General features: G+C 57.4%; 38 protein-coding genes. All 38 read left to right on the top strand.

Annotation, left to right across the window (positions count from 1 at the left end):
- The first annotated feature begins 134 nt into the window (after positions 1 to 134).
- Positions 135 to 1,889 (top strand): NFACT RNA binding domain-containing protein, encoded by a 1,755-nt coding sequence (locus GKG34_RS11775; protein ID WP_154256315.1) that lies wholly within the window; start codon positions 135 to 137, stop codon positions 1,887 to 1,889.
- A gap of 890 nt (positions 1,890 to 2,779) precedes the next feature.
- Entirely contained in the window at positions 2,780 to 3,091 is a 312-nt protein-coding gene (gene rpsJ / locus GKG34_RS11780; RefSeq protein ID WP_005934923.1) for a 30S ribosomal protein S10, read from the top strand.
- A gap of 97 nt (positions 3,092 to 3,188) precedes the next feature.
- Positions 3,189 to 3,821: a 50S ribosomal protein L3 gene (gene rplC / locus GKG34_RS11785; RefSeq protein ID WP_005938036.1), complete on the top strand. Its 633-nt coding sequence runs from the start codon at positions 3,189 to 3,191 to the stop codon at positions 3,819 to 3,821.
- 14 nt (positions 3,822 to 3,835) lie between these two features.
- Complete coding sequence (gene rplD / locus GKG34_RS11790) at positions 3,836 to 4,459, top strand: 50S ribosomal protein L4 (protein ID WP_005938033.1); 624 nt, start codon at positions 3,836 to 3,838, stop codon at positions 4,457 to 4,459.
- A complete protein-coding gene (rplW, locus tag GKG34_RS11795) occupies positions 4,459 to 4,755 on the top strand; it encodes a 50S ribosomal protein L23 (RefSeq protein WP_005938030.1) in 297 nt (98 codons plus the stop codon). The genes rplD and rplW overlap by 1 nt, the downstream gene beginning before the upstream one ends.
- 78 nt (positions 4,756 to 4,833) lie before the next feature.
- Positions 4,834 to 5,664 carry a 50S ribosomal protein L2 gene (gene rplB / locus GKG34_RS11800; RefSeq protein ID WP_005938027.1) on the top strand — a complete coding sequence of 277 codons (831 nt, stop codon included), beginning with the start codon at positions 4,834 to 4,836 and terminating at the stop codon, positions 5,662 to 5,664.
- A gap of 17 nt (positions 5,665 to 5,681) precedes the next feature.
- Positions 5,682 to 5,948, top strand: a complete 267-nt coding sequence (rpsS, locus tag GKG34_RS11805) for a 30S ribosomal protein S19 (protein ID WP_005921883.1) — start codon at positions 5,682 to 5,684, stop codon at positions 5,946 to 5,948.
- An 18-nt stretch (positions 5,949 to 5,966) separates the two neighbouring features.
- Positions 5,967 to 6,302, top strand: a complete 336-nt coding sequence (gene rplV / locus GKG34_RS11810) for a 50S ribosomal protein L22 (RefSeq protein WP_005921882.1) — start codon at positions 5,967 to 5,969, stop codon at positions 6,300 to 6,302.
- Between the two features lie 12 nt (positions 6,303 to 6,314).
- Positions 6,315 to 7,019 (top strand): 30S ribosomal protein S3, encoded by a 705-nt coding sequence (gene rpsC / locus GKG34_RS11815; RefSeq protein ID WP_005938023.1) that lies wholly within the window; start codon positions 6,315 to 6,317, stop codon positions 7,017 to 7,019.
- Positions 7,019 to 7,459 (top strand): 50S ribosomal protein L16, encoded by a 441-nt coding sequence (gene rplP, locus GKG34_RS11820; RefSeq protein WP_005938020.1) that lies wholly within the window; start codon positions 7,019 to 7,021, stop codon positions 7,457 to 7,459. The genes rpsC and rplP overlap by 1 nt, the downstream gene beginning before the upstream one ends.
- Complete coding sequence (rpmC, locus tag GKG34_RS11825; RefSeq protein WP_005921879.1) at positions 7,449 to 7,634, top strand: 50S ribosomal protein L29; 186 nt, start codon at positions 7,449 to 7,451, stop codon at positions 7,632 to 7,634. The genes rplP and rpmC overlap by 11 nt, the downstream gene beginning before the upstream one ends.
- A gap of 12 nt (positions 7,635 to 7,646) precedes the next feature.
- Positions 7,647 to 7,904 (top strand): 30S ribosomal protein S17, encoded by a 258-nt coding sequence (gene rpsQ, locus GKG34_RS11830; RefSeq protein ID WP_005938017.1) that lies wholly within the window; start codon positions 7,647 to 7,649, stop codon positions 7,902 to 7,904.
- Between the two features lie 41 nt (positions 7,905 to 7,945).
- Positions 7,946 to 8,314 (top strand): 50S ribosomal protein L14, encoded by a 369-nt coding sequence (gene rplN, locus GKG34_RS11835; protein WP_005938014.1) that lies wholly within the window; start codon positions 7,946 to 7,948, stop codon positions 8,312 to 8,314.
- A 13-nt stretch (positions 8,315 to 8,327) separates the two neighbouring features.
- Complete coding sequence (gene rplX, locus GKG34_RS11840) at positions 8,328 to 8,642, top strand: 50S ribosomal protein L24 (RefSeq protein WP_005934911.1); 315 nt, start codon at positions 8,328 to 8,330, stop codon at positions 8,640 to 8,642.
- Between the two features lie 17 nt (positions 8,643 to 8,659).
- Positions 8,660 to 9,205 carry a 50S ribosomal protein L5 gene (gene rplE / locus GKG34_RS11845; protein ID WP_005938011.1) on the top strand — a complete coding sequence of 182 codons (546 nt, stop codon included), beginning with the start codon at positions 8,660 to 8,662 and terminating at the stop codon, positions 9,203 to 9,205.
- A 17-nt stretch (positions 9,206 to 9,222) separates the two neighbouring features.
- On the top strand, positions 9,223 to 9,408 hold the full coding sequence (locus GKG34_RS11850) for a type Z 30S ribosomal protein S14 (RefSeq protein WP_005921866.1): 186 nt from the start codon (positions 9,223 to 9,225) through the stop codon (positions 9,406 to 9,408).
- Positions 9,409 to 9,518: 110 nt separating this feature from the next.
- Entirely contained in the window at positions 9,519 to 9,917 is a 399-nt protein-coding gene (rpsH, locus tag GKG34_RS11855) for a 30S ribosomal protein S8 (RefSeq protein WP_005938007.1), read from the top strand.
- Positions 9,918 to 9,934: 17 nt separating this feature from the next.
- Positions 9,935 to 10,486 carry a 50S ribosomal protein L6 gene (gene rplF / locus GKG34_RS11860; RefSeq protein ID WP_005938003.1) on the top strand — a complete coding sequence of 184 codons (552 nt, stop codon included), beginning with the start codon at positions 9,935 to 9,937 and terminating at the stop codon, positions 10,484 to 10,486.
- Between the two features lie 18 nt (positions 10,487 to 10,504).
- Positions 10,505 to 10,864 carry a 50S ribosomal protein L18 gene (gene rplR, locus GKG34_RS11865; RefSeq protein ID WP_005938000.1) on the top strand — a complete coding sequence of 120 codons (360 nt, stop codon included), beginning with the start codon at positions 10,505 to 10,507 and terminating at the stop codon, positions 10,862 to 10,864.
- Between the two features lie 19 nt (positions 10,865 to 10,883).
- Positions 10,884 to 11,384, top strand: coding sequence for a 30S ribosomal protein S5 (rpsE, locus tag GKG34_RS11870; RefSeq protein ID WP_005937997.1), 501 nt, complete (start codon positions 10,884 to 10,886; stop codon positions 11,382 to 11,384).
- A 14-nt stretch (positions 11,385 to 11,398) separates the two neighbouring features.
- Entirely contained in the window at positions 11,399 to 11,584 is a 186-nt protein-coding gene (rpmD, locus tag GKG34_RS11875; RefSeq protein WP_005934904.1) for a 50S ribosomal protein L30, read from the top strand.
- Positions 11,585 to 11,604: 20 nt separating this feature from the next.
- Positions 11,605 to 12,045, top strand: a complete 441-nt coding sequence (gene rplO, locus GKG34_RS11880) for a 50S ribosomal protein L15 (RefSeq protein WP_005934902.1) — start codon at positions 11,605 to 11,607, stop codon at positions 12,043 to 12,045.
- 1 nt (position 12,046) lies between these two features.
- Positions 12,047 to 13,342, top strand: coding sequence for a preprotein translocase subunit SecY (gene secY, locus GKG34_RS11885; RefSeq protein WP_005937994.1), 1,296 nt, complete (start codon positions 12,047 to 12,049; stop codon positions 13,340 to 13,342).
- A 114-nt stretch (positions 13,343 to 13,456) separates the two neighbouring features.
- Positions 13,457 to 14,089 carry an adenylate kinase gene (locus tag GKG34_RS11890; RefSeq protein ID WP_005937991.1) on the top strand — a complete coding sequence of 211 codons (633 nt, stop codon included), beginning with the start codon at positions 13,457 to 13,459 and terminating at the stop codon, positions 14,087 to 14,089.
- Between the two features lie 2 nt (positions 14,090 to 14,091).
- On the top strand, positions 14,092 to 14,883 hold the full coding sequence (gene map / locus GKG34_RS11895; RefSeq protein ID WP_097777145.1) for a type I methionyl aminopeptidase: 792 nt from the start codon (positions 14,092 to 14,094) through the stop codon (positions 14,881 to 14,883).
- A gap of 714 nt (positions 14,884 to 15,597) precedes the next feature.
- Entirely contained in the window at positions 15,598 to 15,849 is a 252-nt protein-coding gene (infA, locus tag GKG34_RS11900; protein ID WP_005937979.1) for a translation initiation factor IF-1, read from the top strand.
- Positions 15,850 to 15,884: 35 nt separating this feature from the next.
- The gene (gene rpmJ, locus GKG34_RS11905) at positions 15,885 to 15,998 is read left to right on the top strand and encodes a 50S ribosomal protein L36 (RefSeq protein ID WP_005921832.1); all 114 of its coding nucleotides are present in this window, start codon (positions 15,885 to 15,887) and stop codon (positions 15,996 to 15,998) included.
- An 82-nt stretch (positions 15,999 to 16,080) separates the two neighbouring features.
- Positions 16,081 to 16,452, top strand: a complete 372-nt coding sequence (rpsM, locus tag GKG34_RS11910) for a 30S ribosomal protein S13 (RefSeq protein ID WP_005937976.1) — start codon at positions 16,081 to 16,083, stop codon at positions 16,450 to 16,452.
- 14 nt (positions 16,453 to 16,466) lie between these two features.
- Positions 16,467 to 16,877: a 30S ribosomal protein S11 gene (gene rpsK / locus GKG34_RS11915; protein ID WP_005934894.1), complete on the top strand. Its 411-nt coding sequence runs from the start codon at positions 16,467 to 16,469 to the stop codon at positions 16,875 to 16,877.
- Positions 16,878 to 16,897: 20 nt separating this feature from the next.
- Positions 16,898 to 17,500 carry a 30S ribosomal protein S4 gene (gene rpsD, locus GKG34_RS11920; RefSeq protein WP_005937973.1) on the top strand — a complete coding sequence of 201 codons (603 nt, stop codon included), beginning with the start codon at positions 16,898 to 16,900 and terminating at the stop codon, positions 17,498 to 17,500.
- Between the two features lie 113 nt (positions 17,501 to 17,613).
- Positions 17,614 to 18,573 carry a DNA-directed RNA polymerase subunit alpha gene (locus GKG34_RS11925; RefSeq protein ID WP_044953267.1) on the top strand — a complete coding sequence of 320 codons (960 nt, stop codon included), beginning with the start codon at positions 17,614 to 17,616 and terminating at the stop codon, positions 18,571 to 18,573.
- Positions 18,574 to 18,596: 23 nt separating this feature from the next.
- Entirely contained in the window at positions 18,597 to 18,938 is a 342-nt protein-coding gene (rplQ, locus tag GKG34_RS11930) for a 50S ribosomal protein L17 (RefSeq protein WP_005921819.1), read from the top strand.
- 270 nt (positions 18,939 to 19,208) lie between these two features.
- Entirely contained in the window at positions 19,209 to 20,786 is a 1,578-nt protein-coding gene (locus GKG34_RS11935; RefSeq protein WP_154256317.1) for a leucine-rich repeat domain-containing protein, read from the top strand.
- A 158-nt stretch (positions 20,787 to 20,944) separates the two neighbouring features.
- Entirely contained in the window at positions 20,945 to 22,252 is a 1,308-nt protein-coding gene (locus GKG34_RS11940; protein WP_243139260.1) for a hypothetical protein, read from the top strand.
- An 18-nt stretch (positions 22,253 to 22,270) separates the two neighbouring features.
- Entirely contained in the window at positions 22,271 to 22,978 is a 708-nt protein-coding gene (locus GKG34_RS11945; RefSeq protein WP_005937958.1) for a response regulator transcription factor, read from the top strand.
- Positions 22,975 to 24,399, top strand: coding sequence for a HAMP domain-containing sensor histidine kinase (locus GKG34_RS11950; protein ID WP_154256320.1), 1,425 nt, complete (start codon positions 22,975 to 22,977; stop codon positions 24,397 to 24,399). The genes GKG34_RS11945 and GKG34_RS11950 overlap by 4 nt, the downstream gene beginning before the upstream one ends.
- 62 nt (positions 24,400 to 24,461) lie before the next feature.
- Positions 24,462 to 25,409 carry a DUF1385 domain-containing protein gene (locus GKG34_RS11955; RefSeq protein WP_005937952.1) on the top strand — a complete coding sequence of 316 codons (948 nt, stop codon included), beginning with the start codon at positions 24,462 to 24,464 and terminating at the stop codon, positions 25,407 to 25,409.
- Positions 25,403 to 26,377, top strand: coding sequence for a HemK/PrmC family methyltransferase (locus GKG34_RS11960; RefSeq protein WP_154256322.1), 975 nt, complete (start codon positions 25,403 to 25,405; stop codon positions 26,375 to 26,377). Before GKG34_RS11955 ends, GKG34_RS11960 begins: the two co-directional genes overlap by 7 nt.
- Positions 26,378 to 26,383: the final 6 nt, after the last annotated feature.

The following is a 26,383-nucleotide window of genomic DNA, read 5'->3' on the forward strand; positions in this document are numbered from 1 at the left end:
CAGCCTCTTCTGTGAAAGAGTAATTCGGCAAAGCCCGCAGGCTTTGCCGAATTACAAATACAAATAAAAATTCCGCTGATTATGGCCAAAGCGAATGCGGCGGCCATTTAAAATCGTTAAACGAGGTAAACACTATGGCATTGGATGCCGCGACACTGGCCCTTACGGCAGCAGAGCTCAAAGCAACGCTGACCGACGCCAAGATCGCAAAACTATTTGAACCCACCCGTGATGAGCTGGTGCTCACCCTGCGTACCCGCACGGATACCTATGCGCTGCTGCTTTCAGCCCGCAGCGGTTCCGCCCGCGTGTGCCTGACCGAAGAAAGCTTTGAAAACCCGGAAACGCCGCCCTCCTTCTGTATGCTGATGCGCAAGCATCTCACCGGCGGCAGGCTGCTGGACGTGCACATGGAGCCGGGAGACCGCATCGTCTATTTTGATTTCCAGTGCACCAACGAGATGGGCGACCTTGTGCGCAACACCCTGTGTGCCGAATTGATGGGCCGCTACTCCAATCTGGTTCTGGTGCAGAACAGCAAGATCATTGACGCACTCAAGCGCGTGGATTTTGAGGACAGCGATGTGCGCCAGCTGCTGCCGGGCCTGCCCTACACCACGCCGCCCAAGCCTGCAAGACCGGACTTCCTGCTGGTGAGCAGTGCGTCCATCGTGGCAGCAGCCTGCCAGAGAGATCTGCCGGTGGCAGATGCCCTCAACAAGACCGTGGCCGGTGTTGGCCCGGTGGTCTGCCGCGAAGCTGCATGGCGTGCCTTTGACGGCGAACATCTGCCCGCCAATGAGCTGACCGAGGAACAGAAGCGCAAGCTTATGGCCGCCATCGACGAGCTGAAGGAAGAGCACGCAACCGGCGGTACGCCCTGCAGCGTCACCGACCCCAGCGGCAAGCCCATCGAGTATACCTTCTTCCGCCCGCAGCAGTACGGCGAAAAATATATTATAAAGGAGTGGCCCTCCTTCAACGCCATGCTGGAGGGCTACTACGCTGAGAAGGACCGCGCGGAACGCCTGCGCACCAAAAGCAAGGAGCTGCACAAGGCCGTGCACAATATGTACGAGCGCGCCGTGCGCAAGCAGGCCGCCCGTCAGGAAGAGCTTGCTGCCAGCGGCAAGAGCGAAAAGCTGCGTCTGTACGGTGAGCTGCTCTCGGCAAACCTCTATCTGGCCCAGAAGGGCATGAAGAGCATCACCGTGCCCAACTGGTACGACGAGGGCAAGGAAGTGACCATCCCGCTGGACCTGCGGTTCACACCTAGCCAGAACGCTCAGAACTTCTTCAAGAACTATAAAAAGAAGCAGACCGCCGCCCGGATGCTGGTGGACCTGCTGGCAGAGGGTGAAAAGGAGATCGCCTATCTGGAAACGGTGCTCTACGAGGTGGAGTCCGCTTCCGGTGAGGCGGCCCTCAACGAGATCCGGGCAGAGCTGAAGAGTCAGGGCTACCTGAAATACTACAAGCAGCGGGATAAGCGCCAGAAGCCCGCAGACTTCCTGCGGTTCACTTCCACCGAGGGCTTTGAGATCCTGGTGGGCCGCAACAACGCCCAGAACGACAAGCTCACCCTGCACACCGCCCGGGGCAAAGACCTGTGGTTCCATGTGCAGAAGGCCCCCGGCAGCCACGTTGTGGTCATGAGCCGGGGCGAGGAGATCCCGGACACCACCAAGCAGGAGGCCGCGGAGCTGGCAGTCATCTACTCCAGCACCTACAAGGCGGGCGCCGGCGCCAAGGTGGCGGTGGACACCACCGAGGTGAAAAACATCTGGAAAGCCAGCGGTGCCAAACCCGGCATGGTGCTGTACGAGGTGTACACCACGGTCTACATCACGCCCCGGGATGGGCTGGCGGAACAGCTGAAAAAGAAATGATCTAAATGGCCTCCGCTTTGCTCTGGCCGTCTTCAGCGGAAGAATTATTTATATTTTCGGCATACCGGAGCGTCTGCGGACGCTCCGGTATGCCATTTTCACGGGTGGGGTCGTAAAGGCGACCGGCATCTGCAGCGCCTGCTTCCTGCGGAAGCAGCAGCGCGGCAGGAAAGCAGCCTCGCCCTCTCCATCTGCTCACTACGTTCGCATCCATCTCTCCCAAGGGGAGAGGCCTTGGCAAAGAGATGAAGTTTGCGTGGACTGCCAAGGGCTCTCCCTTTGGGAGAGCTGTCACGAAGTGACTGAGAGGGTGAGGCCGCTTCCCCTTGTATAATAGGTATAATCCGCAGCAAAACCGTCCATACTACCTCTGCAAAAGCGGGGTAGGGGAGTTTTCCACCGGCAGAAAAGCCTGCGGATTGTGCATCTTGCACAGAAAATGCGCGCTTTGACAAAACGGAGAAAATAAAAAAGAAAATTCGTTCTTTTTTCTAAAAAACACTTGCCAAATGCACGAAGGTGTGATAGAATAACTCTCGGCTGCAAAGGGCTTGTGCGATACAAGTCGTGCAGGCCAGCGATATGCGTAGATGCGGGAGGTTGTCATCCGGCGATAGCTGCGATGGGTTATTTCCGCGGAGTATGTCCGATCTTAGAACCGGGCGAAAGAATTACTGACAGCGATGGAATACGTTCCCTCGGCAGAGAAGTTACTCCTCTGCGAAACGGGCGGAACCAATGTTCGGATTTGATTTGCTAATATGTTTCCGGGAGAACTGCCATGCGGTTCACCGGTTTTTATAGTGCCAAATCGAGGAACACCCGGAACTGTGTAGAGCAATTTATCGGCTCGCCTAGGGCAAAATCAATTTTTTCAGGAGGCGTAAGCAATGGCAGTCAAAGAGAAAATCAGAATCCGTCTGCAGAGCTATGATGCTCAGCTGATCGATGCCGCAGCAGAGAAGATCGTGGAGACCGCAAAGCACACCGGTGCACGCGTGTCCGGCCCCATCCCCCTGCCCACCGATCGTGAGATCGTTACCGTTCTGCGCGCTACCCACAAGTACAAGGATAGCCGCGAGCAGTTCGAGAGCCGCACTCATAAGCGTCTGATCGACATTCTGAAGCCGTCCAACAAGACGGTCGAGGCTCTGATGAGCCTCCAGCTCCCCGCTGGCGTGGACATCGAGATCAAGCTGTAAAAGACACTCGATCAAATTCGATGCCCTCGTTTCCCGAGGGGTCATGTTGGCAGTGACGTGCGCTGCCAACCAATAACCTTTACAGGAGGAAAAGAAAATGGTTAAAGGCATTATCGGCAAGAAAGTCGGTATGACCCAGCTGTTCGACGCGAACGGCAAGGTCGTTCCCGTCACCGTCATCGAGGCTGGTCCCTGCACCGTCGTGCAGAAGAAGACCGTCGAGAGCGATGGCTACCAGGCTGTTCAGCTGGGCTTCGGCGAGGTTTCCGCCAAGAAGGTCAACAAGGCAGCTGCAGGCCACTTCAAGAAGGCAAACGTTGCCCCCAAGAAGACCCTGCGCGAGTTCCGTCTGGAAGATGTTTCCGCAATGAACGTTGGCGACGTGCTGAAGGCTGATGTCTTCGCAGAGGGCGACAAGGTGGACGTTGTGGGCGTTTCCAAGGGCAAGGGCTACCAGGGCGTTATCAAGCGCTACGGTCAGCACCGTCTGCGTGAGAGCCACGGCACCGGTCCTGTTGCTCGTCATGCAGGTTCTAACGGTTCCACTTCTACCCCTGCTCGCGTGTTCCCCGGCAAGCGCCTGCCCGGCCACATGGGCTTTGTGCGCGTCACCGTGCAGAACCTGACTGTTGTCAAGGTTGACACCGAGAACAATCTGATCGCTGTCAAGGGTGCGGTCCCCGGTTCCAAGGGCACCATCATCACTCTGGCCAACAGCGTGAAGGCGTAAGGAGGAAAGCTACAATGGCAAAGTTTAACGTAGTCGATATGAACGGTCAGCATGTTAGCGAGATCGAGCTTTCCGACGCCGTGTTCGGTATCACCCCGAACGAGAAGGCTGTCCACATTGCTGTGGTGAACTTCCTGGCCAACCAGCGTCAGGGCACCCAGAACACCAAGATCCGCATGGAAGTTTCCGGCGGCGGCAAGAAGCCCTGGCGTCAGAAGGGCACCGGCCACGCTCGTCAGGGTTCCATCCGTGCACCGCAGTGGACTCACGGCGGCGTCGCTCTGGGCCCCAAGCCCCGCAGCTACAACTACCACATCAACAACAAGGTCAAGCGCCTGGCTCTGCTGAGCGTTCTGTCCGACAAGGCTGCCAATGGCAACATGGTCGTTGTTGACAAGTTCGCTTGCGATGAGTACAAGACCAAGACCGTGGTTGCAATGCTGAACGCTGTTGGCGCCGGCAAGAAGAACCTGCTGGTCAATGAGACTGTCGATGCAAAGTTCGTCAAGAGCGCTGGCAACATTGCCGGTGTGAAGACCACCTTCGCAGGCAGCGTGAACACCTACGATGTGCTGAACGCCGACAAGCTGATCATCAGCGTCGACGCAGCTAAGAAGCTCGAGGAGGTGCTTGGCTAATGAAAACCGCACATGATATCATCCTGAAGCCGGTCATTACCGAGAACTCCATGGCTGGCATCGCTGACAAGAAGTACACCTTCAAGGTCGCTACCGATGCTACCAAGGTCGAGATCGCTCAGGCCGTTGAGGTCCTGTTCCCGGGCGCTAAGGTCGCAAAGGTCAACACCATCTCTGTGCGCGGCCGTTTCCGCCGCCAGGGCATGCACGCCGGTTACACCGCTGCATCCAAGAAGGCTATCGTGACCCTGACCAAGGACTCCAAGGAGATCGAGTTCTTCAACAGCATGGTCTAAGCCGAACCCGCCGAGGGTTCCTCTATGGGGATATGACCCCGATAATAATTCATAAGATAAACAAAGGAGAATAGCACTATGGCTATCAAGAAGTATGGCCCCACTACTCCGGGCCGCCGCGGCATGACCGTCACGGATTACAGCGTCCTGTCTAAGGTCGCTCCCGAGCGCAGCCTGCTGGAGCCCATGAAGAAGCACAGCGGCCGCAACAACACCGGCCGCATCACCGTCCGTCATCAGGGCGGCGGCAACCGCACCAAGTATCGTGTCATCGACTTCAAGCGTCAGAAGACCGATATGCCCGCTACCGTCAAGACTCTCGAGTACGATCCGAACCGCAGCGCATTCATCGCTCTGGTCGAGTACACCGATGGCGTCAAGAGCTACATCATTGCTCCCGATGGCCTGAAGGTGGGCGATGTGGTCATCAGCAGCAAGTCTGCCGATATCAAGCCCGGCAACTGCCTGCCCTTCGAGAACATCCCCGTCGGTACCATCATCCACAACATCGAGCTGTATCCCGGCCGCGGCGCTCAGCTGGTTCGTTCCGCTGGCAACATGGCTCAGCTGATGGCTAAGGAAAATGGCTACGCTCTGGTTCGTCTGCCCTCCGGTGAGATGCGCAACGTGCCCGTGAACTGCACCGCAGTCATCGGTCAGGTTTCCAACATCGACCACGAGAACGTCAACCTGGGCAAGGCTGGCCGCAAGCGCCACATGGGCGTGCGTCCCGGCAGCCGTGGTACCGTCATGAACCCCTGCGACCATCCCCACGGTGGTGGCGAGGGCCGCGCACCTGTTGGTCACTCCGGTCCTATGACTCCCTGGGGCAAGCCCGCTCTGGGTCTCAAGACTCGCAAGCATCATAAGCGCTCCGATAAGCTGATCGTGAAGCGTGCAGGTAAGTAAGAGAGGAGTTTAAGACAATGGGTAGAAGCATTAAAAAAGGACCTTTCGTCCAGGCTGCTCTTATGAAGCACGTTGAAGCGATGAACGCTTCCGGCAAGAAGCAGGTCATCAAGACCTGGAGCCGCGCCTCCACGATCTTCCCCGAATTCGTTGGTCACACCTTTGCCGTCCACGACGGCCGCAAGCATGTGCCTGTGTATGTGACTGAGGACATGGTTGGCCACAAGCTGGGTGAGTTCGTTCCCACCCGTACCTTCAAGGGCCACACTGGTAATTCTAAGTAATAGAGGGAGGAACACAACATGGAAGCTCGGGCAATTCTTCGTTATGCCCGCATTAGTCCTCGTAAGGTGTCTATCGTTATGGATCTGATCCGTAACAAGCCCCTGGACGAAGCGCTGGCAATCCTGCAGTACACCCCGAAGGCAGCTTGTGAGCCCCTTCTGAAGCTGGTGAAGTCTGCAGCCGCTAATGCGGAAAACAACTTCAATATGGACAAGAACAACCTCTACGTCGCCGAGTGCTACGTCTGCCCCGGCCCGACGCTGAAGCGCATGATGCCTCGTGCACAGGGCCGCGGCTACCGCATCCTGAAGCGCACCAGCCACATGACCGTTGTTCTGAAAGAGAAAGAGTAAGGAGGGAAAACAATGGGCCAGAAAGTAAATCCGCACGGCATTCGTGTCGGCGTTATTAAAGACTGGGACAGCCGCTGGTTTGCCTCCAAGAAGGATTTCAGCGATAACCTCGTCGAGGACCACAAGATCCGCACTGAGCTGAAGGCTCAGCTGAAGGATGCTGGTGTGCCCAAGATCGAGATCGAGCGTACTGTGGACCCGTCCACTTCCGCTCCTCGCGTAACTGTCAACATCTACTGCGCTAAGCCCGGCATGGTCATCGGCAAGGGCGGCGAAGAGCGCGTTGCTCTGCAGAACAAGCTGACCAAAGAGTATGGCAAGACTGTCATCGTCAATGTCATCGAGGTCAAGAGCGCTGCTACCAACGCTCAGCTGGTTGCTGAGGATATCGCTCGTCAGCTGGAGAACCGCGTGACCTTCCGTCGTGCCATGAAGCAGTGCATGCGCAATGCCATGAGCCCCCGCGATCGCGCAACCGTTCCCGCAAAGGGCATCAAGGCAATGTGCTCCGGCCGTCTGGGCGGCGCTGATATCGCTCGTACCGAGAGCTATCACGAGGGCACCATTCCCCTGCAGACCCTGCGTGCTGACATTGACTACGGCTTTGCAGAGGCTGCTACCACCTACGGCCGCATCGGCGTCAAGGTGTGGGTCTACAAGGGCGAAGTCCTGAAGAGCGCTAAGACCGCTCAGAAGAAGGAAGGAGGCAACAAGTAATGTTACTGCCTAAGCGTGTTAAGTACCGCCGCGTCCAGCGCGGCCGCATGACCGGCAAGGCTACCCGCGGCAACGTGGTGTGCCAGGGCCAGTACGGCCTTGTTGCTCTGGAGCCGGCATGGATCTCTTCCACCCAGATCGAGGCTGCTCGTGTTGCCATGACTCGTTACATCAAGCGTGGCGGCAAGGTGTGGATCAAGATCTTCCCCGATAAGCCCGTGACTGAAAAGCCCGCTGAGACCCGCATGGGTTCCGGTAAAGGCTCTCCCGAATACTGGGTCGCTGTTGTGAAGCCCGGCCGCGTTCTGTTCGAGCTGGCAGATGTCGATGAGGCAACTGCTCGTGAGGCTCTGCGCCTGGCTATGCACAAGCTGCCCATCAAGTGCAAATTTGTTGTCCGTGAGGACTCCGTGAAGGAGGATGGCACCAATGAAGGCTAATGAACTCCGCGAAATGCAGACCGCAGAGCTGACCAGCAAGCTGGCAGACCTGAAGGCCGAGCTGTTTAACCTGCGCTTCCAGCATGCCATCAACCAGCTGGAGAACCCCGGCCGCATCGAAGCAGTCAAGAAGGACATCGCCCGCGTGATGACCGTTCTGGCTGAGAAGCAGTAAGGAGGTTAAACGATGGAAGAACGTAATCTGAGAAAGACCCGCGTCGGCGTCGTCGTGTCCGACAAGATGGATAAGACCATCGTGGTTGCCGTTAAGGATAGCGTGCAGCACCCCCTGTACAAGAAGATCCTGAAGCGTACCGCCAAGTTCAAGGCTCGTGATGAGCAGAACGAGTGCGGCATCGGTGACCGTGTTGAGATCATGGAGTGCCGCCCCCTGTCCAAGGATGTGCGCTGGCGCCTGGTCCGTATCGTTGAGAAGGCAAAGTAATTTGCCCGCTGCTTTGAACAGTTTGAAAGGAGATATCTGATATGGTTCAGATGCAAACTTATCTCAAAGTTGCCGACAACACCGGTGCCAAGGAGCTGATGTGCTTCCGCGTGCTGGGCGGCACCCGCAAGAGATACGCAAACATTGGTGACGTCGTGGTCTGCTCTGTCAAGAAGGCAGCCCCCGGCGGCTCCGTTAAGAAGGGCGACGTTGTGAAGGCTGTCATCGTGCGCAGCAAGCATGGCGTGCGCCGCGACGACGGCTCCTACATCCGTTTCGATGAGAACGCCGCCGTTATCGTCATGGCCGACAAGAGCCCCAAGGGTACCCGTATCTTTGGACCCGTTGCTCGTGAGCTGCGTGATGCCGGCTACACCAAGATCCTGAGCCTGGCTCCGGAATCGCTGTAAGGAGGTTTTAAAAATGAATAATCTTCATGTTAAAACCGGCGACAACGTTATGATCATCAGCGGCAAGGACAAGGGCCACACTGGTAAGGTCCTGCAGGTCAGCCCCTCTGAGAACAAGGTCATCGTTGAGGGCCAGAACATGGTTACCAAGCACGTCAAGCCTCGTCGTCAGGGCGAGCAGGGCGGCATCGTCAAGGCTGAGGGTGCTATGTACGCATCCAAGGTCATGCCCATCTGCCCCAAGTGCGGCAAGGCCGTGCGTGTGGGCCACGTCGAGAAGGACGGCAAGATGGTTCGCGTCTGCAAGAAGTGCGGCGCTGAGCTGTAAGAAAGGAGTAAGGAACAATGGCTCGTTTGAAAGAACAGTATGTCAATGAAATTGCTCCTGCTCTGAACTCCAAGTTCGGTTACAAGAGCGTTATGCAGATCCCCAAGCTGGACAAGGTCGTCATCAACGTTGCCTGCGGCGAAGCCAAGGACAACGAGAAGATCCTGGAAGCTGTCATGAAGGATCTGGGCCAGATCACTGGCCAGAAGGCAGTTGTGTGCCGTGCCAAGAAGAGCGTTGCTAACTTCAAGCTGCGCCAGGGCACTCCCATCGGCTGCAAGGTCACCCTGCGCGGTGAGCGTATGTATGAGTTCGTCGATCGCTTCTTCAACATCGCACTGCCCCGTGTCCGCGACTTCCGCGGCATCAACGGCAACGGTTTTGATGGCCGCGGCAACTTTGCATGCGGCATCAAGGAGCAGATCATCTTCCCCGAGATCGACTTCGAGAAGGTCGATGCAGTCCGCGGCATGGATGTCTGCTTTGTCACCACTGCCAAGACTGACGAAGAGGGCAAGGAGCTGCTGAAGGCTCTGGGCGCTCCGTTCGCAGAGAACAACTAAGGGAGGAGATTTCTACAATGGCTAAACTGTCTATGAAGCTGAAGCAGTCTCGTCCTGCTAAGTTCTCTACCCGTGCATACACCCGCTGCCGCATCTGCGGCCGTCCCCACTCCGTGCTGCGCAAGTACGGCGTGTGCCGTGTGTGCTTCCGTGAGCTGGCCTACAAGGGCGAGATCCCGGGCGTGAAGAAGGCTTCCTGGTAATCAAGCCAGAGGGCCGGATAATTTGTCGGATATCCGCCCCGGGGCAACGATGTTTCGGGGCGGTATCATTATAAAACAAACGAGAGCTAATCTAAGGAGGTTAGTGGCAAATGCAGATTACTGATCCTATCGCGGACCTGCTGACTCGCATCCGCAACGCTAGCACTGCCAAACACCCTTCTGTGGAGATCCCCGCTTCCAACATGAAGAAGGCTATCTGCCAGATTCTGGTTGACGAGGGCTACATCAAGGGCATGCAGGTCAAGAACGACACCGTTCAGGGCACCATCGTTGTCACCCTGAAGTATCAGGCTAACGGCGAGCCCGTTATCGCTGGTCTGCGCCGCGTGTCCAAGCCCGGCCTGCGCATCTACACCAACTGCGAGGATATGCCCAAGGTCATGAAGGGCCTGGGCACCGCAATCATTTCCACCTCTAAGGGCATCATGACTGATAAGGCTGCACGTGCTGCACACGTCGGCGGCGAAGTCCTGGCCTACGTGTGGTAAGAAAGGGGTAAAAGACAATGTCGAGAATTGGAAGAAAACCCATCGTCATTCCTGCCGGCGTTACTGTCACTGTCGATGAGGCAGCACATCACGTCGCCGTCAAGGGCCCCAAGGGCAGCCTGAATTCCAACTATCATCCCCTGATGACCGTCAAGGTCGAGGGCAATGAAGTTCTGGTTACCCGCCCCAATGACGAACCCCAGGCCCGCAGCCTGCACGGCCTGACCCGTACCAACATCGCCAACATGGTGAACGGTGTTGTGAACGGCTACGAGAAGAAGCTGGAGATCGTGGGCGTCGGCCTGCGCTGCCAGAAGCAGGGCTCCAACCTGGTCATGAACCTGGGCTTCTCTCATCAGGTGAACATTCCTGATACTGAGGACTGCACCATCGTGTGGCAGGATCCCAACCACTTCACCGTTACCGGTATTGACAAGCAGAAGGTCGGCCAGTATGCTGCCGAGATCCGCGCCAAGAAGCCGCCCGAGCCTTACAAGGGCAAGGGCATTCGCTACGAGGGCGAGGTTGTCAAGCACAAAGAAGGCAAGGCCGGCAAGGGCAAGAAATAAGGTAAGGAGTGAAAGACAATGGTTAAGCAGATCGACAAGAACGAAGCTCGTCTTCGTCGTCATCGCCGCGTTCGTAACAAGATCAGCGGCACCGCAGCACGTCCTCGCCTGGATGTTTTCCGCTCCGCCAAGCACATTTACGCTCAGATCATCGATGATGAGCAGGGCGTGACTCTGGTGTCGGCTTCTACTATGGACAAGGACTTCAACGGCAACGGCGGCAACGTCGAGGCCGCTGCTGAGATCGGCAAGAAGATCGCAGCAAAGGCTCTGGAAAAGGGCATCACCGAGGTCGTGTTCGACCGTGGTGGCTACGTTTATCATGGCCGTGTTAAGGCCCTGGCTGATGGCGCCCGTGAGGGCGGCCTGAAGCTGTAATGAGAGGAGGAAACACATTATGGCTATGAGAAACCGTGAAGACGACGGCATGATCACCAAGGTTGTCTCCATCAACCGCGTTTCCAAGACTGTCAAGGGCGGCCGCATCATGAAGTTTGCCGCTCTGGTTGTCGTGGGCGACGGCAAGGGCACCATTGGTTACGGCATCGGCAAGTCCGGCGAAGTGCCTGAGGCAATCCGCAAGGGCGAAGCTGCTGCTAAGAAGAACATGCACAAGGTTGCCCTGAAGGGCACCACCATCCCCCACGAGATCGTCGGCAAGTACGGCGCAGGCGCCGTTCTGCTCAAGCCGGCTGCACCTGGTACCGGTATGATCGCCGGCGGCCCTGTGCGTGCCGTCATTGAGGCTGCTGGCATCAAGGACATTCGTGCGAAGTCTATGCGTTCCAACAACCCCATCAACGTTGTTTCTGCTACCTTCGCAGGTCTGTGCGGCCTGGTCAGCGCTGAGTCTGTCGCTGAGAAGCGCGGCAAGACCGTGAAAGAAATTCTGGGTTAAGGAGGTAACAAACCATGGCAGATAAGATGCTCAAGATCGAGCTGAAGAAGAGCCTGATTGGCCGCGGCGCTAAGCAGATTGCTACCGCTGAGGCTCTGGGCCTGAAGAAGCCGGGCGACGTTACCGTTCAGCCTGACAATGCCGCTACGCAGGGCAAGATCGCAAAGATCGGCTTTATGCTCAGCGTCACCGAAGCCTAATAGCAGGGGGTATACGCATAATGAAACTTCATGAATTGCACGCGATTCCCGGCGCAAACAAGGCTGTGACCCGCAAGGGCCGCGGCATTGGCTCCGGCAATGGCAAGACTGCCGGCTTCGGCAGCAAGGGCCAGAAGGCCCGTTCCGGCGTGAAGCACGCTGGTTTCGAGGGCGGCCAGATGCCTCTGGCACGCCGCCTGCCCAAGGTTGGCTTTAACAACATCTTTGCTACCCAGTACGCCATCGTCAACGTGGCTGATCTGGAAGCTGCTTTCAATGCCGGCGATGTCGTCGATACCGAGGCTCTGAAGGCAAAGGGTCTGGTCAAGAAGACTCTGGACGGCGTTAAGGTTCTGGGCAACGGCGAGCTGACCAAGGCTCTGACCGTGAAGGCCGCAGCCTATTCCGCTTCTGCCAAAGAGAAAATCGAGAAGGCAGGCGGAAAGGCTGAGGTGATGTAAGGTGTTCCAGACATTCCGTAACGCATGGAAGATCCCCGAGCTTAAAAATCGTCTCCTGTTCACGCTGGCGATCCTCGTGGTGTACCGTCTGGGCTGTGCCATCCCCGTTCCGTTCGTTTCCGGCTCTGCGCTGACGCAGATGTTCGCAAACGGCGACATGCTCTCCTATCTGAACATGATGAGCGGTGGTGCTCTGGCCCGTTGCACGCTCTTCGCGTTAGGTGTGACACCCTATATCAACGCCTCCATTATTGTGCAGCTGCTCACCGTGGCAATTCCCGCGCTGGAAAATCTGGCAAAGGAAGCCGACGGCCAGCAGAAGCTGCAGCAGATCAACCGGTACGCAGGTGCTGTGGTCGCTCTGATCATGAGCATCGGCTACTACTTCGTGATCCGCAATATGGGCGCACTGAAGTACGTTTCCGGCGGTGCCGGCATCTTTGCCGCCATCGTCATCATCGCAACCTTTGTGGCTGGCGCACAGCTGATCACATGGTGCGGTGAGCAGATCGATGACAAGGGCATCGGCAACGGTGTCTCGCTCATCATCTTTGCTTCGATCGTCTCCAACTGGTCTTCGCTGTACACCTCTGTCAAGGGTCTGCTGACTCAGGCAGCGTCCGGCAAGCCCCAGTACTACTTCTTCCTGCCGCTGCTGATCGTGCTGGCACTGGTGGCTGTGGTCTTCGTGGTCGTCATGACCAACGCAGAGCGCCGCATCACCATTCAGTACGCAAAGCGCGTGGTAGGCCGCAAGCAGATGGGCGGTCAGAACAGCTATCTGCCCCTGAAGCTGAACATGAGCGGCGTTATGCCCATCATCTTCGCTTCGGCTCTGGTGTCCATCCCGGGCACCATCGGCAGCTTCCTGCAGATCGACCAGCAGGCACACCCGGTGTGGTATGCATTCTTCCACACCTTCAACTACACCTCCTGGCTGTACGTTGTGATCTACCTGCTGCTGATTCTGGCATTCAACTACTTCTATGTGGCCATCCAGTACAACCCCGTTGAGATCGCCAACAATCTGCGCCGCAACAACGGCTCAATCCCCGGCTTCCGTCCCGGCAAGCCGACCAGCGATTTCATCACCCGCACCCTGAACAAGATCACCCTCATCGGTGCCATCTTCCTGGCTGCGGTGGCTGTGCTGCCGATCATTCTGGGCAACCTGACCGGTATGAGCATCCAGCTGGGCGGTACCAGCCTGCTGATCGTGGTTGGTGTGGCACTTGATACCACCCGCAGCCTCGACAGCTTCATGACGATGCGCAACCACAAGGGTTTCCTTGGTTGATCCACAATAATTAAGATGTGAGAAAGCACTGGAAAGGAGAGTACGCTCGAACTTTTCAGTGCTTTTTTACTTTTTTGGAGTTTACATCCTCTAACAAAGGAAAGGAATGATCCTATGAATCTGATCCTGTTGGGCGCACCTGGTGCTGGTAAGGGCACTCAGGCCGAGATCATCTGCGCCAAGCTGAACATCCCCTCCATCAGCACCGGCAACATTCTGCGCGCTGCTGTCAAGGAAGGCACCGAGATGGGCCTGAAGGCAAAGAGCTTTATGGACGCTGGCGCTCTGGTGCCCGATGAGGTCATCATCGGCATCCTGAAAGAGCGTCTGGCTCAGCCGGACTGCGCAAACGGCTTTATCCTGGACGGTGTGCCCCGCACCATCGCTCAGGCCGAGGCCATCGAGACCATGGGCATCCGCATCGACAAGGTGCTGGAGCTGCAGGTCGAGGACAATGTGATCGTTGACCGCATGAGCGGCCGCCGCGTCTGCGAGAAGTGCGGCGCAAGCTACCACATCGTCAACAAGAAGAGCAAGGTCGAGGGTGTATGCGACCTGTGCGGCGGCAAGACCGTCATCCGCAAGGACGACCAGCCTGCCACCGTGCTGGATCGTCTGAAAGCATATCATGAGCAGACCGAGCCGCTGGTGGAGTTCTACCGTACCCGCGGCAAGCTGGCAGAGATCAAGTTCTGCCCCTCCATCGAGGAGACCACGGCTGAAGTCATGAAAGCTTTGGAGGCATAATCGTGATTCAGATCAAAAATGCGAAAGAGCTGGACGGCATGCGCAAGGCAAATGCCCTGAGCGCAGCTGCCCTGAAGTACGGCGGTGAGCATATCGAAGCAGGTATGACCACATGGGAATTGGATAAGCTGATCTACGACTTCATCGTGAAGCACGGCGGCACCCCCAATTTCAAGGGTCTGTATGGCTTTCCGGGCACGGCCTGCATCAGCCTGAACGATACCATCATCCATGGTATCCCTTCGCATGACATCGTCATTCGTCCCGGTGATATCGTCAGCATCGACACCGGCGCAAAGATCGACGGCTTCAACGGCGACAATGCCTGCACCTATGCGGTGGGTAAGGTCGATCTGGAAGCACAGCGCCTGCTGGATGTGACCAAGGCTGCTCTGTATAAGGGCATCGAGCAGGCTGTGGCCGGCAACCGCATCGGCGACATTGGCTATGCCGTGCAGAGCTACTGCGAGGATGCCGGTTTCTCGGTCGTCCGCGAGTTCGTGGGCCACGGCACCGGCCGTGAGCTGCACGAGGACCCGGAAGTGCCCAACTACGGCCATCAGGGCCGCGGCCCGCGCCTTGTGCCCGGCATGACCATTGCCATTGAGCCCATGATCTGCCAGTACGACTGCAAGATCACCCAGTCCAAGGACGGCTGGACCGTCAAGACCAAGGACGGTGGTCTGGCTGCGCACTTTGAGCACTCCAATGCGATCCTGAAGGATCACACTGAGATCATGACCCGCTTCTGGGATGACCCGGATTTTGACCCGGAAAAGTTCAGCCTGAAGTAAGCAATCATAAAAAAGGAGCCGCTGCGCAGATGATGTGTGGTGGCTCCTTTTGCGTATGGAGTATTCTTGTCGCAGCTGCTTTTTTGGTTAGCGGGCTCGCCCTCTCCGTCTTTGCTTCGCAAATCCACCTCTCCCAAAGGGAGAGGCCTTGGCAAAAAGATGAAGGTTGTGTGGATTGCCAAGGGCTCCCCCTTTGGGGGAGCTGGCAAATCCGTAGGATTTGACTGAGAGGGCGAGGCTGCTGCCCTTGTGCGAGATGCCTTTTTCCCTCACCATTCCTGCTGTTTGTGCAATTATGACAACTTTTGGTGAAAAAGTTTCATCTTTGCGGTGGAGAAAAACCAAGACCGGGGAGAGAAAGGGCAGCTTTTGAATTTCGAGAATTTTTTATCGGAAATACGGAAAAAAGCTCTTGCAAATTGACAACAAAAGGTGTATAATCTATAAATGGCTGTGGAAGCCAGATACTTCCTCGGCGGACAGGGATTTTCTGCCCGTTTTGCGGATTTTGTGCCGCGAAAGATGAAGTATGTGGCGATCATCGCCGCCTGTCCGTCTGTGGACCGGCACTGGAACTGGAGAACGCTGAAGCGGCAAGCTGCGGTCGAACGGGCGCAGGCACGTGAAAACCGCGGCGCTTTCAGGGTTCCAAGGCAAAGGTACCGGTTCAGGTTCAACGACAAACTGAGCAGATCCAATGAGGAGGCAAATAGCTTGTCTAAGGAAGACGTTATCGAGATCGAAGGCATTGTGCGTGAAGCCATGCCCAACGCCATCTTTAAGGTGGAAATGTTGAGCGAGGATAAGAACACCGGGAAGCTCACTCCCAGCGGTCACATCCTCTTAGCGCACATCTCCGGCAAGCTGCGGACCAATTTCATCCGTATCCTGCCCGGGGACAAGGTTACCGTGGAAATGTCGCCCTATGATCTTTCTAAGGGCCGCATCACCTGGCGCTCCAAATAAGCACCAGGGTATCAACCAAAAGGAGGTTCAACATCATGAAGGTCAAGCCTTCCGTGAAACCCATCTGCGAAAAGTGCAAGGTCATCCGCCGCAAAGGCCGCGTGATGGTCATCTGCCAGAACCCCAAGCATAAGCAGCGCCAGGGCTAATTCGGGCGCCTGGGGGTCAAGTGCGTAGAGTCCCGGCGCAGACCCCGACACTGACATGGGATGATTTTTGGAGGAAACTACTATGGCACGTATTGCCGGCGTTGACCTGCCCCGCGAGAAGCGCGTTCAGGTGGGTCTCACCTACGTTTATGGTATCGGCCAGACCACTGCTAACAAGATCCTGGAAGCAACTGGCATCAACCCCGATACCCGCGTCAAGGACCTGACTCTGGAAGAAGAGGCTAAGATCCGTGACTACATCGATCAGGCTAACATCATCGTTGAAGGCGACCTGCGCCGCAACGTTGCTCTGGACATCAAGCGCCTGGTTGAGATCCAGTCCTTCCGTGGCACCCGCCATCGCAAGAATCTGCCCTGCCGCGGCCAGCGTACCAAGACCAATGCACGTACCTGCAAGGGTCCCAAGCGCACTGTCGCTAACAAGAAGAAGTAAGGAGGATTTGAGAAATGGCAAGTGCAAATAATGCCAAGAAGGGCGCTAATGTCCGCATGAAGCGCAAAGAGCGCAAGAACATTGCTGCTGGTCAGGCTCATATCCAGTCTACCTTCAACAATACTGTTGTCACCATCACCGACCTGCAGGGTAATGCAGTGTCTTGGTGCTCCTCCGGCTCCCTGAACTTCCGCGGCAGCCGTAAGAGCACTCCGTTCGCAGCCCAGTCTGCTGCTGAGACCGCAGCCAAGGTTGCTATCGAGCATGGCATGAAGACCGTTGAGGTCTACGTCAAGGGCCCCGGCGCTGGCCGTGAGTCCGCTATTCGTGCGCTGCAGGCTACCGGCCTGGAAGTCACCCTGATCAAGGACGTGACTCCCATCCCCCACAATGGCTGCCGTCCCCCGAAGCGCCGTCGTGTCTGATCGAAGGAGGAAATTGAATTATGGCAAAGAATACGCAGCCTATCGCAAAGCGTTGCAAGGCCCTGGGCATTTCTCCTGCGGTCATGGGCTATGCAAAGAAGAATACCACCCGCAACTCCAATGGCAACATGCGCAAGAAGCAGTCTGAGTACGCATCTCAGCTGAAGGAGAAGCAGAAGGTCAAGTTTATCTACGGCGTTCTGGAAAAGCAGTTCCACAATGCTTACCTGCGTGCTGAGGCCCGCCCCGGCAAGACTGGTGAGAACCTGCTGCAGATCATGGAGTGCCGTCTGGACAACGTCGTGTTCCGTCTGGGCTTTGCTCAGACCCGCCGCGACGCTCGTCAGCTGGTGTCCCACGCTCACTTCACCGTCAACGGCAAGAAGGTCAACATTCCTTCTTACCAGGTGAAGGCTGGCGACGTGATCGAAGTGCGCGAGTCCAGCCGCAGCTCTGCAAAGTTTGCAAAGCTGACCGGCCCCGAGGCTCCCGTTGTTGCTCTGCCCGCATGGCTGAACCGTGAGACCGGTTCTCTGAAGGGTGTTGTCGCAAAGCTGCCCGAGCGCAGCGATATCGACTACGAAGTCGCAGAGCACCTCATCGTCGAGCTGTACTCCAAGTAATCCATTAAGAAGGCTGGGCCTTCCCCGTGGACGGCTCACTTTCGCATTCTTTTCTTTGAAAGAATTTAATAATGGGCCGGCGGCAGCGCCGGTTTGACAAGGAGGGCATAGATATGATGGAGATTGAACGTCCCAAAATCGAAACGGCAAGCCTGTCCCCGGACGGCCGCTACGGCAAATTCGTGGCAGAACCGCTGGAGCGTGGCTTTGGCATCACACTGGGCAATAGCCTGCGTCGTGTGCTTCTTTCCTCTCTGCCCGGTGTCGCCGTGACCAGCGTCAAGATTGATGGCGTGGTTCACGAGTTCTCCACCATTGAGGGCGTCAAGGAAGACGTTACCGAAATTGTCCTGAACCTGAAGGGTATTGCTGCAAAGCTGTACACCGATGGTCCGAAGACAGTGCGTGTTGAGGCAGTCGGCCCCTGTGAGGTCACCGCTGACAACATCAAGCAGGGCGACGACATCGAAATTCTGAACCCTGAGTGGCACATCGCAACCCTGGGCGAGGGCGGCAAGCTCGTCATGGAGCTGACCTTCGATAAGGGCCGCGGCTATGTGCCCGCAGAGCGCAACAAACAGGCTATCATCGAGAAGAACGATATCAACACTCTTCCCGTTGACAGCATTTACACCCCTGTGCTCAAGGTGAACTACAACGTCGAGAGCACCCGTGTTGGCCAGGCGATCGATTATGACAAGCTGACCATTGAGGTTTGGACCGATGGCACGATCAATGCGCAGGAAGCCGTTTCTCTGGCTGCCCGTGTGCTGACCGAGCACCTGAACCTGTTCGTCAACCTGTCCGATGAGGCAGCCGGCGCTGAGATCATGGTGGAGAAGACCAACGACGACAAGGAAAAGGCTCTGGAAATGACCATTGAAGAGCTGGATCTGAGCGTGCGTTCCTTCAACTGCCTGAAGCGCGCAGGCATCAACACGGTGGAAGATCTGGTCAGCAAGAGCGAGGACGAGATGATGAAGGTCCGCAACCTCGGTCGCAAGAGCCTGGAAGAGGTCATGGCAAAGCTGGATTCTCTGGGCTTCAAGCTGAACACGGATGACGATAACTAAAAATAATTAAGGAGTGAAACGGGATGCCCGGTACCAGAAAGCTCGGTAGAACCAGCGACAGCCGCAACGCTATGATGCGCGCTATGGTTACCTACCTGTTAGAGAATGGCAAGATTGAGACCACTGTCACTCGCGCTAAGGACGTTCGTTCCATGGCCGAGAAGATGATCAGCCTTGGCAAGGCAAGCGACCTGCACACCAAGCGTCAGGTTTATGCCTATATCACCAAGGAAGATGTTGCAAAGAAGCTGTTTGATGAGATCAGCCCCAAGTACGCTGACCGCAACGGCGGCTACACCCGCATCATCAAGATCGGCGCTCGCCGCGGCGACGCAGCTGAGATGGCAGTTCTGGAGCTCGTCTGATCTGCTCTGACTGTTTGATACAGCGTTCAAAAGCCCTTTCCCAGCAATGGGAGAGGGCTTTTTTTGCGTGGCATTTTCATTGCTTCTGAATGTTCCCGGGAATAGCGGGCCAAACCGCAAACATTTCAACAAGTCCACTAAAAACTCGAACCTATTTTCTAGCAAAATGCCTCTTGATATGTTGTATGGGGGGGGGGGTAAACTTAAAATGCAGACGGTGCCTTTTGGGGTGGGTGCCTGCAAAATAACAAACGAAAAGAGGAAGAGAACATGAGAAAAAAGAGTACGAGACTTCTCAGTGCAGCCCTTGCGGTGTGCATGACGGTGACTGTTCTCCCCATGAGTGCATTTGCTTCCGGGGTGGCAGAGGTAAGTCCACAGGAAACTGCCGCCGCACAGAGCGAGGAGACCGGGGACGTGACCAGGGACGTTGCGATCGACGAAGAACATTTTCCGGACTCGAACTTCCGCGAATTTGTAAAAAAGTATGACCGCGACAAGGATGGCAAACTGAGCCAGATCGAACTTGCGAAGGTCACAGATCTGAATTGCGACAAGAGTTATTCCGGCGTGACGGACGATGAAAAGATCAAAAGCCTGAAGGGCATTGAATATTTTACCTCGTTGAAGACGCTGAGCTGCCGGCGTAATCTGCTGACGGAATTGGACGTGAGCAACAATTCGGAGCTGAAGTCGCTGGACTGCGATGAGAATCAGCTGAGTGCACTGGATGTCAGCAACCATCCGGCGCTGGAGGATCTGAGCAGCTATCATAATCCGCTGACTGCACTGAATGTCAGCAACTGTCCGGCGCTGAAGACGCTGAGCTGCGAGGGTGATCGGCTGCTGAGTGAACTGGATGTCAGCAGCTGTTCGGCGCTGGAGAAGCTGTACTGCGATGCGTGTCAGCTGAGTGTACTGGTCCTGGGAAACCACCCGAACCTGATGTATTTGAACTGCAGTGAGAACCGGCTGACCTCGCTTAATATTATCGGCAGCAACGCCATCGACCAATCTCGTTACGACCGATTTCATACCTACTCTAACAGTTATGACATCGTAGTGGCTGACAACCGCTATCGACTGAGCAAGCTGCCGGGCAACTTCGATGCATCCAAGGTCGAGGAATCGCAAGGCGGCAGTTTTGATGCGGAAAGCAACATCCTGACCGTTGACCCAGATGCAACAGAGGTCACCTATACCTACAATTGCGGCACGTACGCCAGTGGTGATAGCATAAAGGCCAAATTTACGCTGAACGTGACCCACCACACCCACCACTACGGCGACTGGCTCCGTGACGAGACCGACCACTGGAAGAAGTGCACCGACTCCGATTGCCCGGAGCCGGAGGAAAGCGTGACAGAGACGAAGGCCGCGCACGACTTTGACGAGGGTGGCGTCTGCAAAGTGTGCGGCTATCAGCGGGAGACCGCCGTGCCCGATGCCCCTGCAGGCGGGAGCGGCACCGACAACATTCAGGGCGCAATCTCTGCTGTGGTCGTGGGTGCTGCCGTAGGCGTCATCGCTTACGAAGCCGGCACCGGCATCTACCGCGTCATCAATATGCCCGGCATCCCCATGCCCTCCAACCGTATCGAGCTGGCCGAGCTGCTGTGGGAGCACGCCGGGAAGCCTGAGCCTGTAAGCACCGCCCTCTACAGCGACATCGACGAGGGCGATACCGACGCACAAAAGGCCGCCCGCTGGGCAGTGGAGCAGGATCTGATGAAGGACGATGCGGACAACAATAAATTCCACCCGGCCTTCCCCGTCAGCAAGCTGCGCACCTGCCTGACCTGGAACGCCGCAAAAGAAAAAGGCTTGTTTGACAAGACCGAAGAATAAAAATCAGGACCCCAAAAGGGCTGCTGCACCAAATGTGGTGCGGCAGCCCCTTTTCTCGTTTTCGGGTGTTGGAATTGCGCCCGGCCCGTGGTATACTGACAATAGCATGTTTTCGGCCTTTGGCCGGACAAGTTTTCCACACAGAGGAGGCGCAGCGGTTGAAACATCCGAATCATTTTGGCTGGTGGTTGGCTTGCGTGCTGCTGTGCCTGCTTCTGGCAGGCTGCAGCATGCCCGGCGAACAGGTGCAGGTGGAGGAGCTTCTGCGTGCGCCCAAGCTTTCCGGCGATTACGGCGATGTGCAGACTGCCCTGAACGACTGGCTGGGGGAGAGCGCACAGCTCAAATATCCCATGCAGGGCGACCTGCTTTCGCCTTTCCTGCTGCAGGATCTGGACGGTGACGGCAGGCAGGATGCCGCCGTGCTTTACACCACCGCCCAAAGCTCCAACGTGTGCATTGCCATCCTGCAGAAGGATGATGCCGACATCTGGCATGTGCGCCAGAACGTAGAGGGCCTTGCGGACACGGTAGAGTCGGTGGGGCTGGCCCAGCTGCAGCCCGGCGATGCCACCCAACTGGTGGTGGGTTATACAGCGGCACAGGGCGACCATTATCTGGCTGTGTATTCCTACACCGACGGCGTGCTTTCCACGATCCTGGAGCAGCAGTACCAGCAGTATCTGGTGGAGGATATCACCGGCGGCGGCAATCAGGACCTGATCCTGATGTCTACGCTGGAGGACGGCGGCGTGCAGATCGAACTGCTGACCGTGGATAAAGAGGGCAGCTTCCAGCAGGTGGCTGTTATGGGCCTTTCCGCCAATCGGTTCGCCGGCTGCGCCTCGGTGGCGGCGGGTGTGGGTGCGGACGGCAGGCATTATCTGGTGCTGGATGGCTGGACCGGCATTTCCGGCAACAATCTGGCCAGCGTGCTGCTGCGTTTTGACGAGGACACGCAGCAGATGGTGCCTGCCGATCAGATCAGCACCGAAAAGCTTTACACCGCATCCCTGCGCAATGTGCCCAGTCTGGTCAGTCAGGATCTGGACGGCGACGGCATCGTGGAGATCCCCACCCAGCCGGACGAAGCGGGCCTGCTGAACATGAGCCAGAGCCGCCGCATGGATTTTATCGTGTGGATGGACTATACCAGCCCGCACCCGGAAAAAAGCTTCGGGCTGCTGGACGAAGAGACCAACTGCTATATCGAGCTGCCCATGGAGTGGGAGGGCAACCTCAAACTGACCGACAGCGAACAATATGATGGTGCAGTGGAGCTGCGCACGGTGGACGAAGACCAGCTGGTAATGACCCTGCGTCTGGTGCGCACCACCTCCAGCCTGAAGGGCTGGACCCGCCTTGGCATCGTGGCATCCCGCCAGATGCAGGCGAAGCTTGCCCCGGATGTGGAGATCCGTGATAAAAATTACCGCCTGTCCAAGGCGCTGTATCTGCTCAACTAAAGAACGGAGGAACAGTTCATGGTACGAGTGCTTGTCGTTGAAGATGAAGCCAACATCCGCGAGATGATCGCGCTGAACCTGCGCCTTGCGGGCATGGAGGCTGTGGAGGCCGAAAGCGCCGAGGCGGCTCTGCCGCTGCTGGAGAAGAAGCCGGGCTGCGATGCGGCCATTCTGGATGTGATGCTGCCGGGCATGAACGGCTTCTCCCTGTGCGAGACCATCCGCCGCACCGATCAGAAGATCGGCATTATCATCCTCAGCGCCAAGGGACAGGAGCAGGACAAGATCCGCGGCCTTTCTATTGGTGCCGATGACTATATGACCAAGCCTTTCAGCGTAAGCGAACTGCTGGCCCGTGTGAAAGCGCTGTGCCGCCGCGTCGGCCGTACTGCAGGCGGGGACGAAAAAGAAAAGGAAAACCCGCTGGGGATGCTCACCAGCGGCGAATTTGTGCTGGACGAAAACCGCCGCGTGCTGCTCAAGGCAGGCCAGCCTATTGAGCTGACGCAGGTGGAATTCCAGATCATGGAGCTGTTCTTCCGCAACCCCGGCATTGCGCTGGTGCGCGAGAAGATCTTGAAGGGTGTGTGGGGCGAGAACTATTTTGGTGACGTGAAGATCGTGGATGTGAACATCCGCCGTCTGCGCATGAAGGTGGAGGATGAACCCAGCCATCCCACCCATATCCTTACTGTGTGGGGTTACGGTTACAGATGGGAAGAATGAGAAGCGGGATCACCCGCCGGTGGCTGCGGGGCAACCTGCTCATCACCGTGCTGCTGGTGCTGCTGGCCGAAACCATGTTCCTGTACAACTACACACGCAGCTATTATAACAGCGTGCAGCAGACCATGTACCGGCGGTTCTCTTCGGTGTCCGGCCAGCTGAAAATGTACACCGGCGATACGGTGCAGAGCACGGCGGCTACCCGCAGCGTGGCCCTGCGCCGCATGGTGGAGCAGTTTGCCGATAAGGACAAATACGAGTTCATGCTGCTGGACAGCTATGGCGGGGTCATTGCGTCCTCCAGCGGCACAAATGCGGACGGCATTGTGACCGGCATCGACTTTGAGCAGGCGCAGGAGGCTTCTGATGGCCTTGGTGTGGCGGTCTACCGCACCCAGTCCGGTGAGCTGGTGATGGCCACCTGCTATCTGGTGCCCTATGCCGCCGAGGATGTGGCGGCGATGCGTCTTGTCACCAGCCTGACCCTTGTGGGAGCGCAGATCAAGAACGCCCTCGCGGTAAGTGTTGTGATCGCGGCGGTGATCCTTGCTTTCACCGTGATGTCCGGCCTGTACTTCATCCGCAGCATCGTGGTGCCGCTGGGACAGGTGGAGCGCACCGCAGCCAGCATCGCCCGGGGTGAGCTGGATGTGCGCCTGCCGGTCACTGGCAATGAGCACGACGAGGTGGACCGCCTGCGCGGCACCATCAACCAGATGGCCGAAGGGCTGGAAGAGACCGAGAAGATGAAGAACGAGTTCATCAGTTCCGTCTCTCACGAGCTGCGCACACCGCTCACCTCCATCCGGGGCTGGGTGGAGACCCTGCGCACACTGGACGACCCGGCAGACGAGAACTACCGCAAGGGCCTTGAGATCATCAACAATGAGACGGGCCGCCTGTACAACATGGTGGAAGAGCTGCTGGATTTCAGCCGTCTGCAGAACGGCCGCATCCGTATGGACTGCCGCCCGCTGGACCTTGTGGCAGAGCTGACCGATGCGGTGCTGTTCTGTGAAGCGCGCATCCAGCGCGAGGGCCTTGTGCTCAGCTACACCGAGCCGGAGGAGATGATCCCGGTCTATGCCGACCCGGACCGTCTGCGGCAGGTGTTCATCAACATCATGGACAACGCCATCAAGTACTCGGCCCCCGGCGGACGCATCACGGTCAAGCTGTGGGCGGGCGAATACAAGGCTTTTGCGGAGATCATCGATCAGGGCCGCGGCATCCCGCCGGAAGACCTTGAGAATGTCAAGACCAAGTTCTACAAGGGCAGCAATTCGGTGCGCGGCAGCGGCATCGGCCTTGCGCTGGTGGATTCCATCATGACTGCACTGGACGGCACCATGGACATCAAGAGCACGCTGGGCCGGGGCACAGTGGTCACACTGGGCTTGCCGCTGTACCATAAGGCGTGAAGATTTTGTCACAATTCTGTGGTAAAATGGTCGAGAAAAATATGATCCGATAGGAGAACCCAATGAATCAACCCAAAAAGGAACGTTTTAAGACTAGCGTCGGCGGGCAGGCGCTGATGGAAGGCATCATGATGCGCGGCCCGAAGCTCATCTGCTGCGCCGTGCGCAAGCCGGACGGCACCATTGAGACCAAGATCGACCCTGTGAAGAACCACGGCATCTGGACAAAGATCCCGCTGGTGCGCGGTGCCATCTCCATGATCGAAAGCCTGATCGTGGGCTACCGCTACATGATGTACTCGGCTCAGGTGAGCATGGGTGACGACTACGACCCCGAAGAGGAAGAGACTGCCTTTGAAAAATGGGTGGGCGACCACTTGGGCAAAAAGGCAGAGGACGCACTGCTGGCCTGTGCCGCCGTACTGGGCGGCCTGCTGGCGATTTTGCTGTTCACCGTGCTGCCCACCCTCATCGTGGGCGGTGTGAACCACTTTGTAACATTGGGCCGTTGGGCCAAGGTGGTGCTGGAAGCGGTGCTGAAAGTTGGCATCTTCCTCACCTATATGGTGGCCATCTCCAAGATGAAGGAGATCCACCGCGTGTTTGAGTACCACGGTGCCGAGCACAAGACCATTGCCTGCTATGAGGCCGGTGATGAGCTGACCGTGGAGAATGTGCGCAAGTACACTCGGTTCCATCCGCGCTGCGGCACCAGTTTCCTCATTCTGGTGGTCATCGTCAGCGTGTTCCTCTACAGCGTGCTGCCGTGGGGCAGCATCGGCCTGCGGGTGCTGTTCAAGCTGCTGCTTCTGCCGCTGGTCATGGGCATCAGCTATGAGCTGCTCAAGTGGTGCGGCCGGTCCGATAACATTGCCACCCGCATCATCCGCCAGCCCGGTATCTGGGTGCAGCACCTGACCGTGTTTGAACCGGACGACAGCATGATCGAGGTGGCCATTGCCGCTGTGACCCCTGTGCTGCCCGAGGACCCGGAGGATGGCAGATGGTAATTGCTGGTTTGACCCCGCGCGAAGCGGTGCGGGCCGTGGAAGCCCGGCTTTCCGCTGCAGGGTGTCCGGATGCCGATTACGATGCACGGGAGCTGTTCCGCGTGGCAGCCGGGCGGGATGCCCGCCTTTCCGACCGGGTGCTGACCACAGAGGAAGCGGAAAAGCTGGAAGCCCTCTGCACGCGCCGTGAGCAGCGGGAACCGCTGCAATACCTGTGCGGGATCTGGAGCTTTCTGGATTTTGACCTTGCCGTTGGCCCCGGTGTGCTCTGCCCCCGGGCAGACACTGAGGTGGTAGCGGAAGCGGCTGCCAATACCCTGACGGGCATTGCAGCGCCCCGGGTGCTGGATCTCTGCGCGGGGACCGGCTGTTTGGGGCTGGGCGTCAAGCGCTTCTGTCCGGCGGCGCAGGTGACCTGCGTGGAAAAAAGCCCGGAAGCCTTTGTTTATCTGGAAAAGAACTGCCGCTGCGCCCTGAAAGGGCAGGGCGGGCAGACGGAGGACTTGCTGGAGCCTACCGCGTTTGAGCAGGCAGATGCCCCGGCCTTTGACTGGGGGCCGGCGCTGAACGCTCTGCGCGCAAAGGCAAAGCCAGCCTATGCGGTGCAGCCGGTGGAGGGCGACCTGTTCACATACTGGCAGGGCCTGCCGGAAGGGCAGCTTGATCTGATCGTATCCAACCCGCCCTACCTCACCGCCGAGGAGATGCGGCATCTGCAGCCGGAGGTGGCGCAGGAACCGGCCATGGCGCTGGAAGCGGGGGAGGACGGCCTTGTGTTTTACCGTGCCCTTGCAGAGCATTACCAGAATGCACTGCGGCCCGGCGGAGCGCTGGTGCTGGAGATCGGCTGGCAGCAGCGGCAGGCTGTGGCGGCACTGCTGGCTGCAAACGGCTGGGCAGACATTGAGTGCCGCAAGGATTTTGGCGGCAATGACCGGTGCATGATCGCCCACAGACCCGAAAAATAAAAATGA

The sequence above is a fragment of the Faecalibacterium sp. BIOML-A4 genome (assembly GCF_009679665.1).
Classification (GTDB): Bacteria; Bacillota; Clostridia; order Oscillospirales; family Ruminococcaceae; genus Faecalibacterium; species Faecalibacterium taiwanense.

Coding starts and splice junctions, on each gene's coding strand:
- GKG34_RS11775 (WP_154256315.1), top strand. CDS start 135: ATGGCATTGGATGCCGCGACACTGGCCCTTACGGCAGCAGAGCTCAAA.
- rpsJ (WP_005934923.1), top strand. CDS start 2,780: ATGGCAGTCAAAGAGAAAATCAGAATCCGTCTGCAGAGCTATGATGCT.
- rplC (WP_005938036.1), top strand. CDS start 3,189: ATGGTTAAAGGCATTATCGGCAAGAAAGTCGGTATGACCCAGCTGTTC.
- rplD (WP_005938033.1), top strand. CDS start 3,836: ATGGCAAAGTTTAACGTAGTCGATATGAACGGTCAGCATGTTAGCGAG.
- rplW (WP_005938030.1), top strand. CDS start 4,459: ATGAAAACCGCACATGATATCATCCTGAAGCCGGTCATTACCGAGAAC.
- rplB (WP_005938027.1), top strand. CDS start 4,834: ATGGCTATCAAGAAGTATGGCCCCACTACTCCGGGCCGCCGCGGCATG.
- rpsS (WP_005921883.1), top strand. CDS start 5,682: ATGGGTAGAAGCATTAAAAAAGGACCTTTCGTCCAGGCTGCTCTTATG.
- rplV (WP_005921882.1), top strand. CDS start 5,967: ATGGAAGCTCGGGCAATTCTTCGTTATGCCCGCATTAGTCCTCGTAAG.
- rpsC (WP_005938023.1), top strand. CDS start 6,315: ATGGGCCAGAAAGTAAATCCGCACGGCATTCGTGTCGGCGTTATTAAA.
- rplP (WP_005938020.1), top strand. CDS start 7,019: ATGTTACTGCCTAAGCGTGTTAAGTACCGCCGCGTCCAGCGCGGCCGC.
- rpmC (WP_005921879.1), top strand. CDS start 7,449: ATGAAGGCTAATGAACTCCGCGAAATGCAGACCGCAGAGCTGACCAGC.
- rpsQ (WP_005938017.1), top strand. CDS start 7,647: ATGGAAGAACGTAATCTGAGAAAGACCCGCGTCGGCGTCGTCGTGTCC.
- rplN (WP_005938014.1), top strand. CDS start 7,946: ATGGTTCAGATGCAAACTTATCTCAAAGTTGCCGACAACACCGGTGCC.
- rplX (WP_005934911.1), top strand. CDS start 8,328: ATGAATAATCTTCATGTTAAAACCGGCGACAACGTTATGATCATCAGC.
- rplE (WP_005938011.1), top strand. CDS start 8,660: ATGGCTCGTTTGAAAGAACAGTATGTCAATGAAATTGCTCCTGCTCTG.
- GKG34_RS11850 (WP_005921866.1), top strand. CDS start 9,223: ATGGCTAAACTGTCTATGAAGCTGAAGCAGTCTCGTCCTGCTAAGTTC.
- rpsH (WP_005938007.1), top strand. CDS start 9,519: ATGCAGATTACTGATCCTATCGCGGACCTGCTGACTCGCATCCGCAAC.
- rplF (WP_005938003.1), top strand. CDS start 9,935: ATGTCGAGAATTGGAAGAAAACCCATCGTCATTCCTGCCGGCGTTACT.
- rplR (WP_005938000.1), top strand. CDS start 10,505: ATGGTTAAGCAGATCGACAAGAACGAAGCTCGTCTTCGTCGTCATCGC.
- rpsE (WP_005937997.1), top strand. CDS start 10,884: ATGGCTATGAGAAACCGTGAAGACGACGGCATGATCACCAAGGTTGTC.
- rpmD (WP_005934904.1), top strand. CDS start 11,399: ATGGCAGATAAGATGCTCAAGATCGAGCTGAAGAAGAGCCTGATTGGC.
- rplO (WP_005934902.1), top strand. CDS start 11,605: ATGAAACTTCATGAATTGCACGCGATTCCCGGCGCAAACAAGGCTGTG.
- GKG34_RS11890 (WP_005937991.1), top strand. CDS start 13,457: ATGAATCTGATCCTGTTGGGCGCACCTGGTGCTGGTAAGGGCACTCAG.
- rpmJ (WP_005921832.1), top strand. CDS start 15,885: ATGAAGGTCAAGCCTTCCGTGAAACCCATCTGCGAAAAGTGCAAGGTC.
- rpsM (WP_005937976.1), top strand. CDS start 16,081: ATGGCACGTATTGCCGGCGTTGACCTGCCCCGCGAGAAGCGCGTTCAG.
- rpsK (WP_005934894.1), top strand. CDS start 16,467: ATGGCAAGTGCAAATAATGCCAAGAAGGGCGCTAATGTCCGCATGAAG.
- rpsD (WP_005937973.1), top strand. CDS start 16,898: ATGGCAAAGAATACGCAGCCTATCGCAAAGCGTTGCAAGGCCCTGGGC.
- GKG34_RS11925 (WP_044953267.1), top strand. CDS start 17,614: ATGATGGAGATTGAACGTCCCAAAATCGAAACGGCAAGCCTGTCCCCG.
- rplQ (WP_005921819.1), top strand. CDS start 18,597: ATGCCCGGTACCAGAAAGCTCGGTAGAACCAGCGACAGCCGCAACGCT.
- GKG34_RS11935 (WP_154256317.1), top strand. CDS start 19,209: ATGAGAAAAAAGAGTACGAGACTTCTCAGTGCAGCCCTTGCGGTGTGC.
- GKG34_RS11945 (WP_005937958.1), top strand. CDS start 22,271: ATGGTACGAGTGCTTGTCGTTGAAGATGAAGCCAACATCCGCGAGATG.
- GKG34_RS11950 (WP_154256320.1), top strand. CDS start 22,975: ATGAGAAGCGGGATCACCCGCCGGTGGCTGCGGGGCAACCTGCTCATC.
- GKG34_RS11955 (WP_005937952.1), top strand. CDS start 24,462: ATGAATCAACCCAAAAAGGAACGTTTTAAGACTAGCGTCGGCGGGCAG.
- GKG34_RS11960 (WP_154256322.1), top strand. CDS start 25,403: ATGGTAATTGCTGGTTTGACCCCGCGCGAAGCGGTGCGGGCCGTGGAA.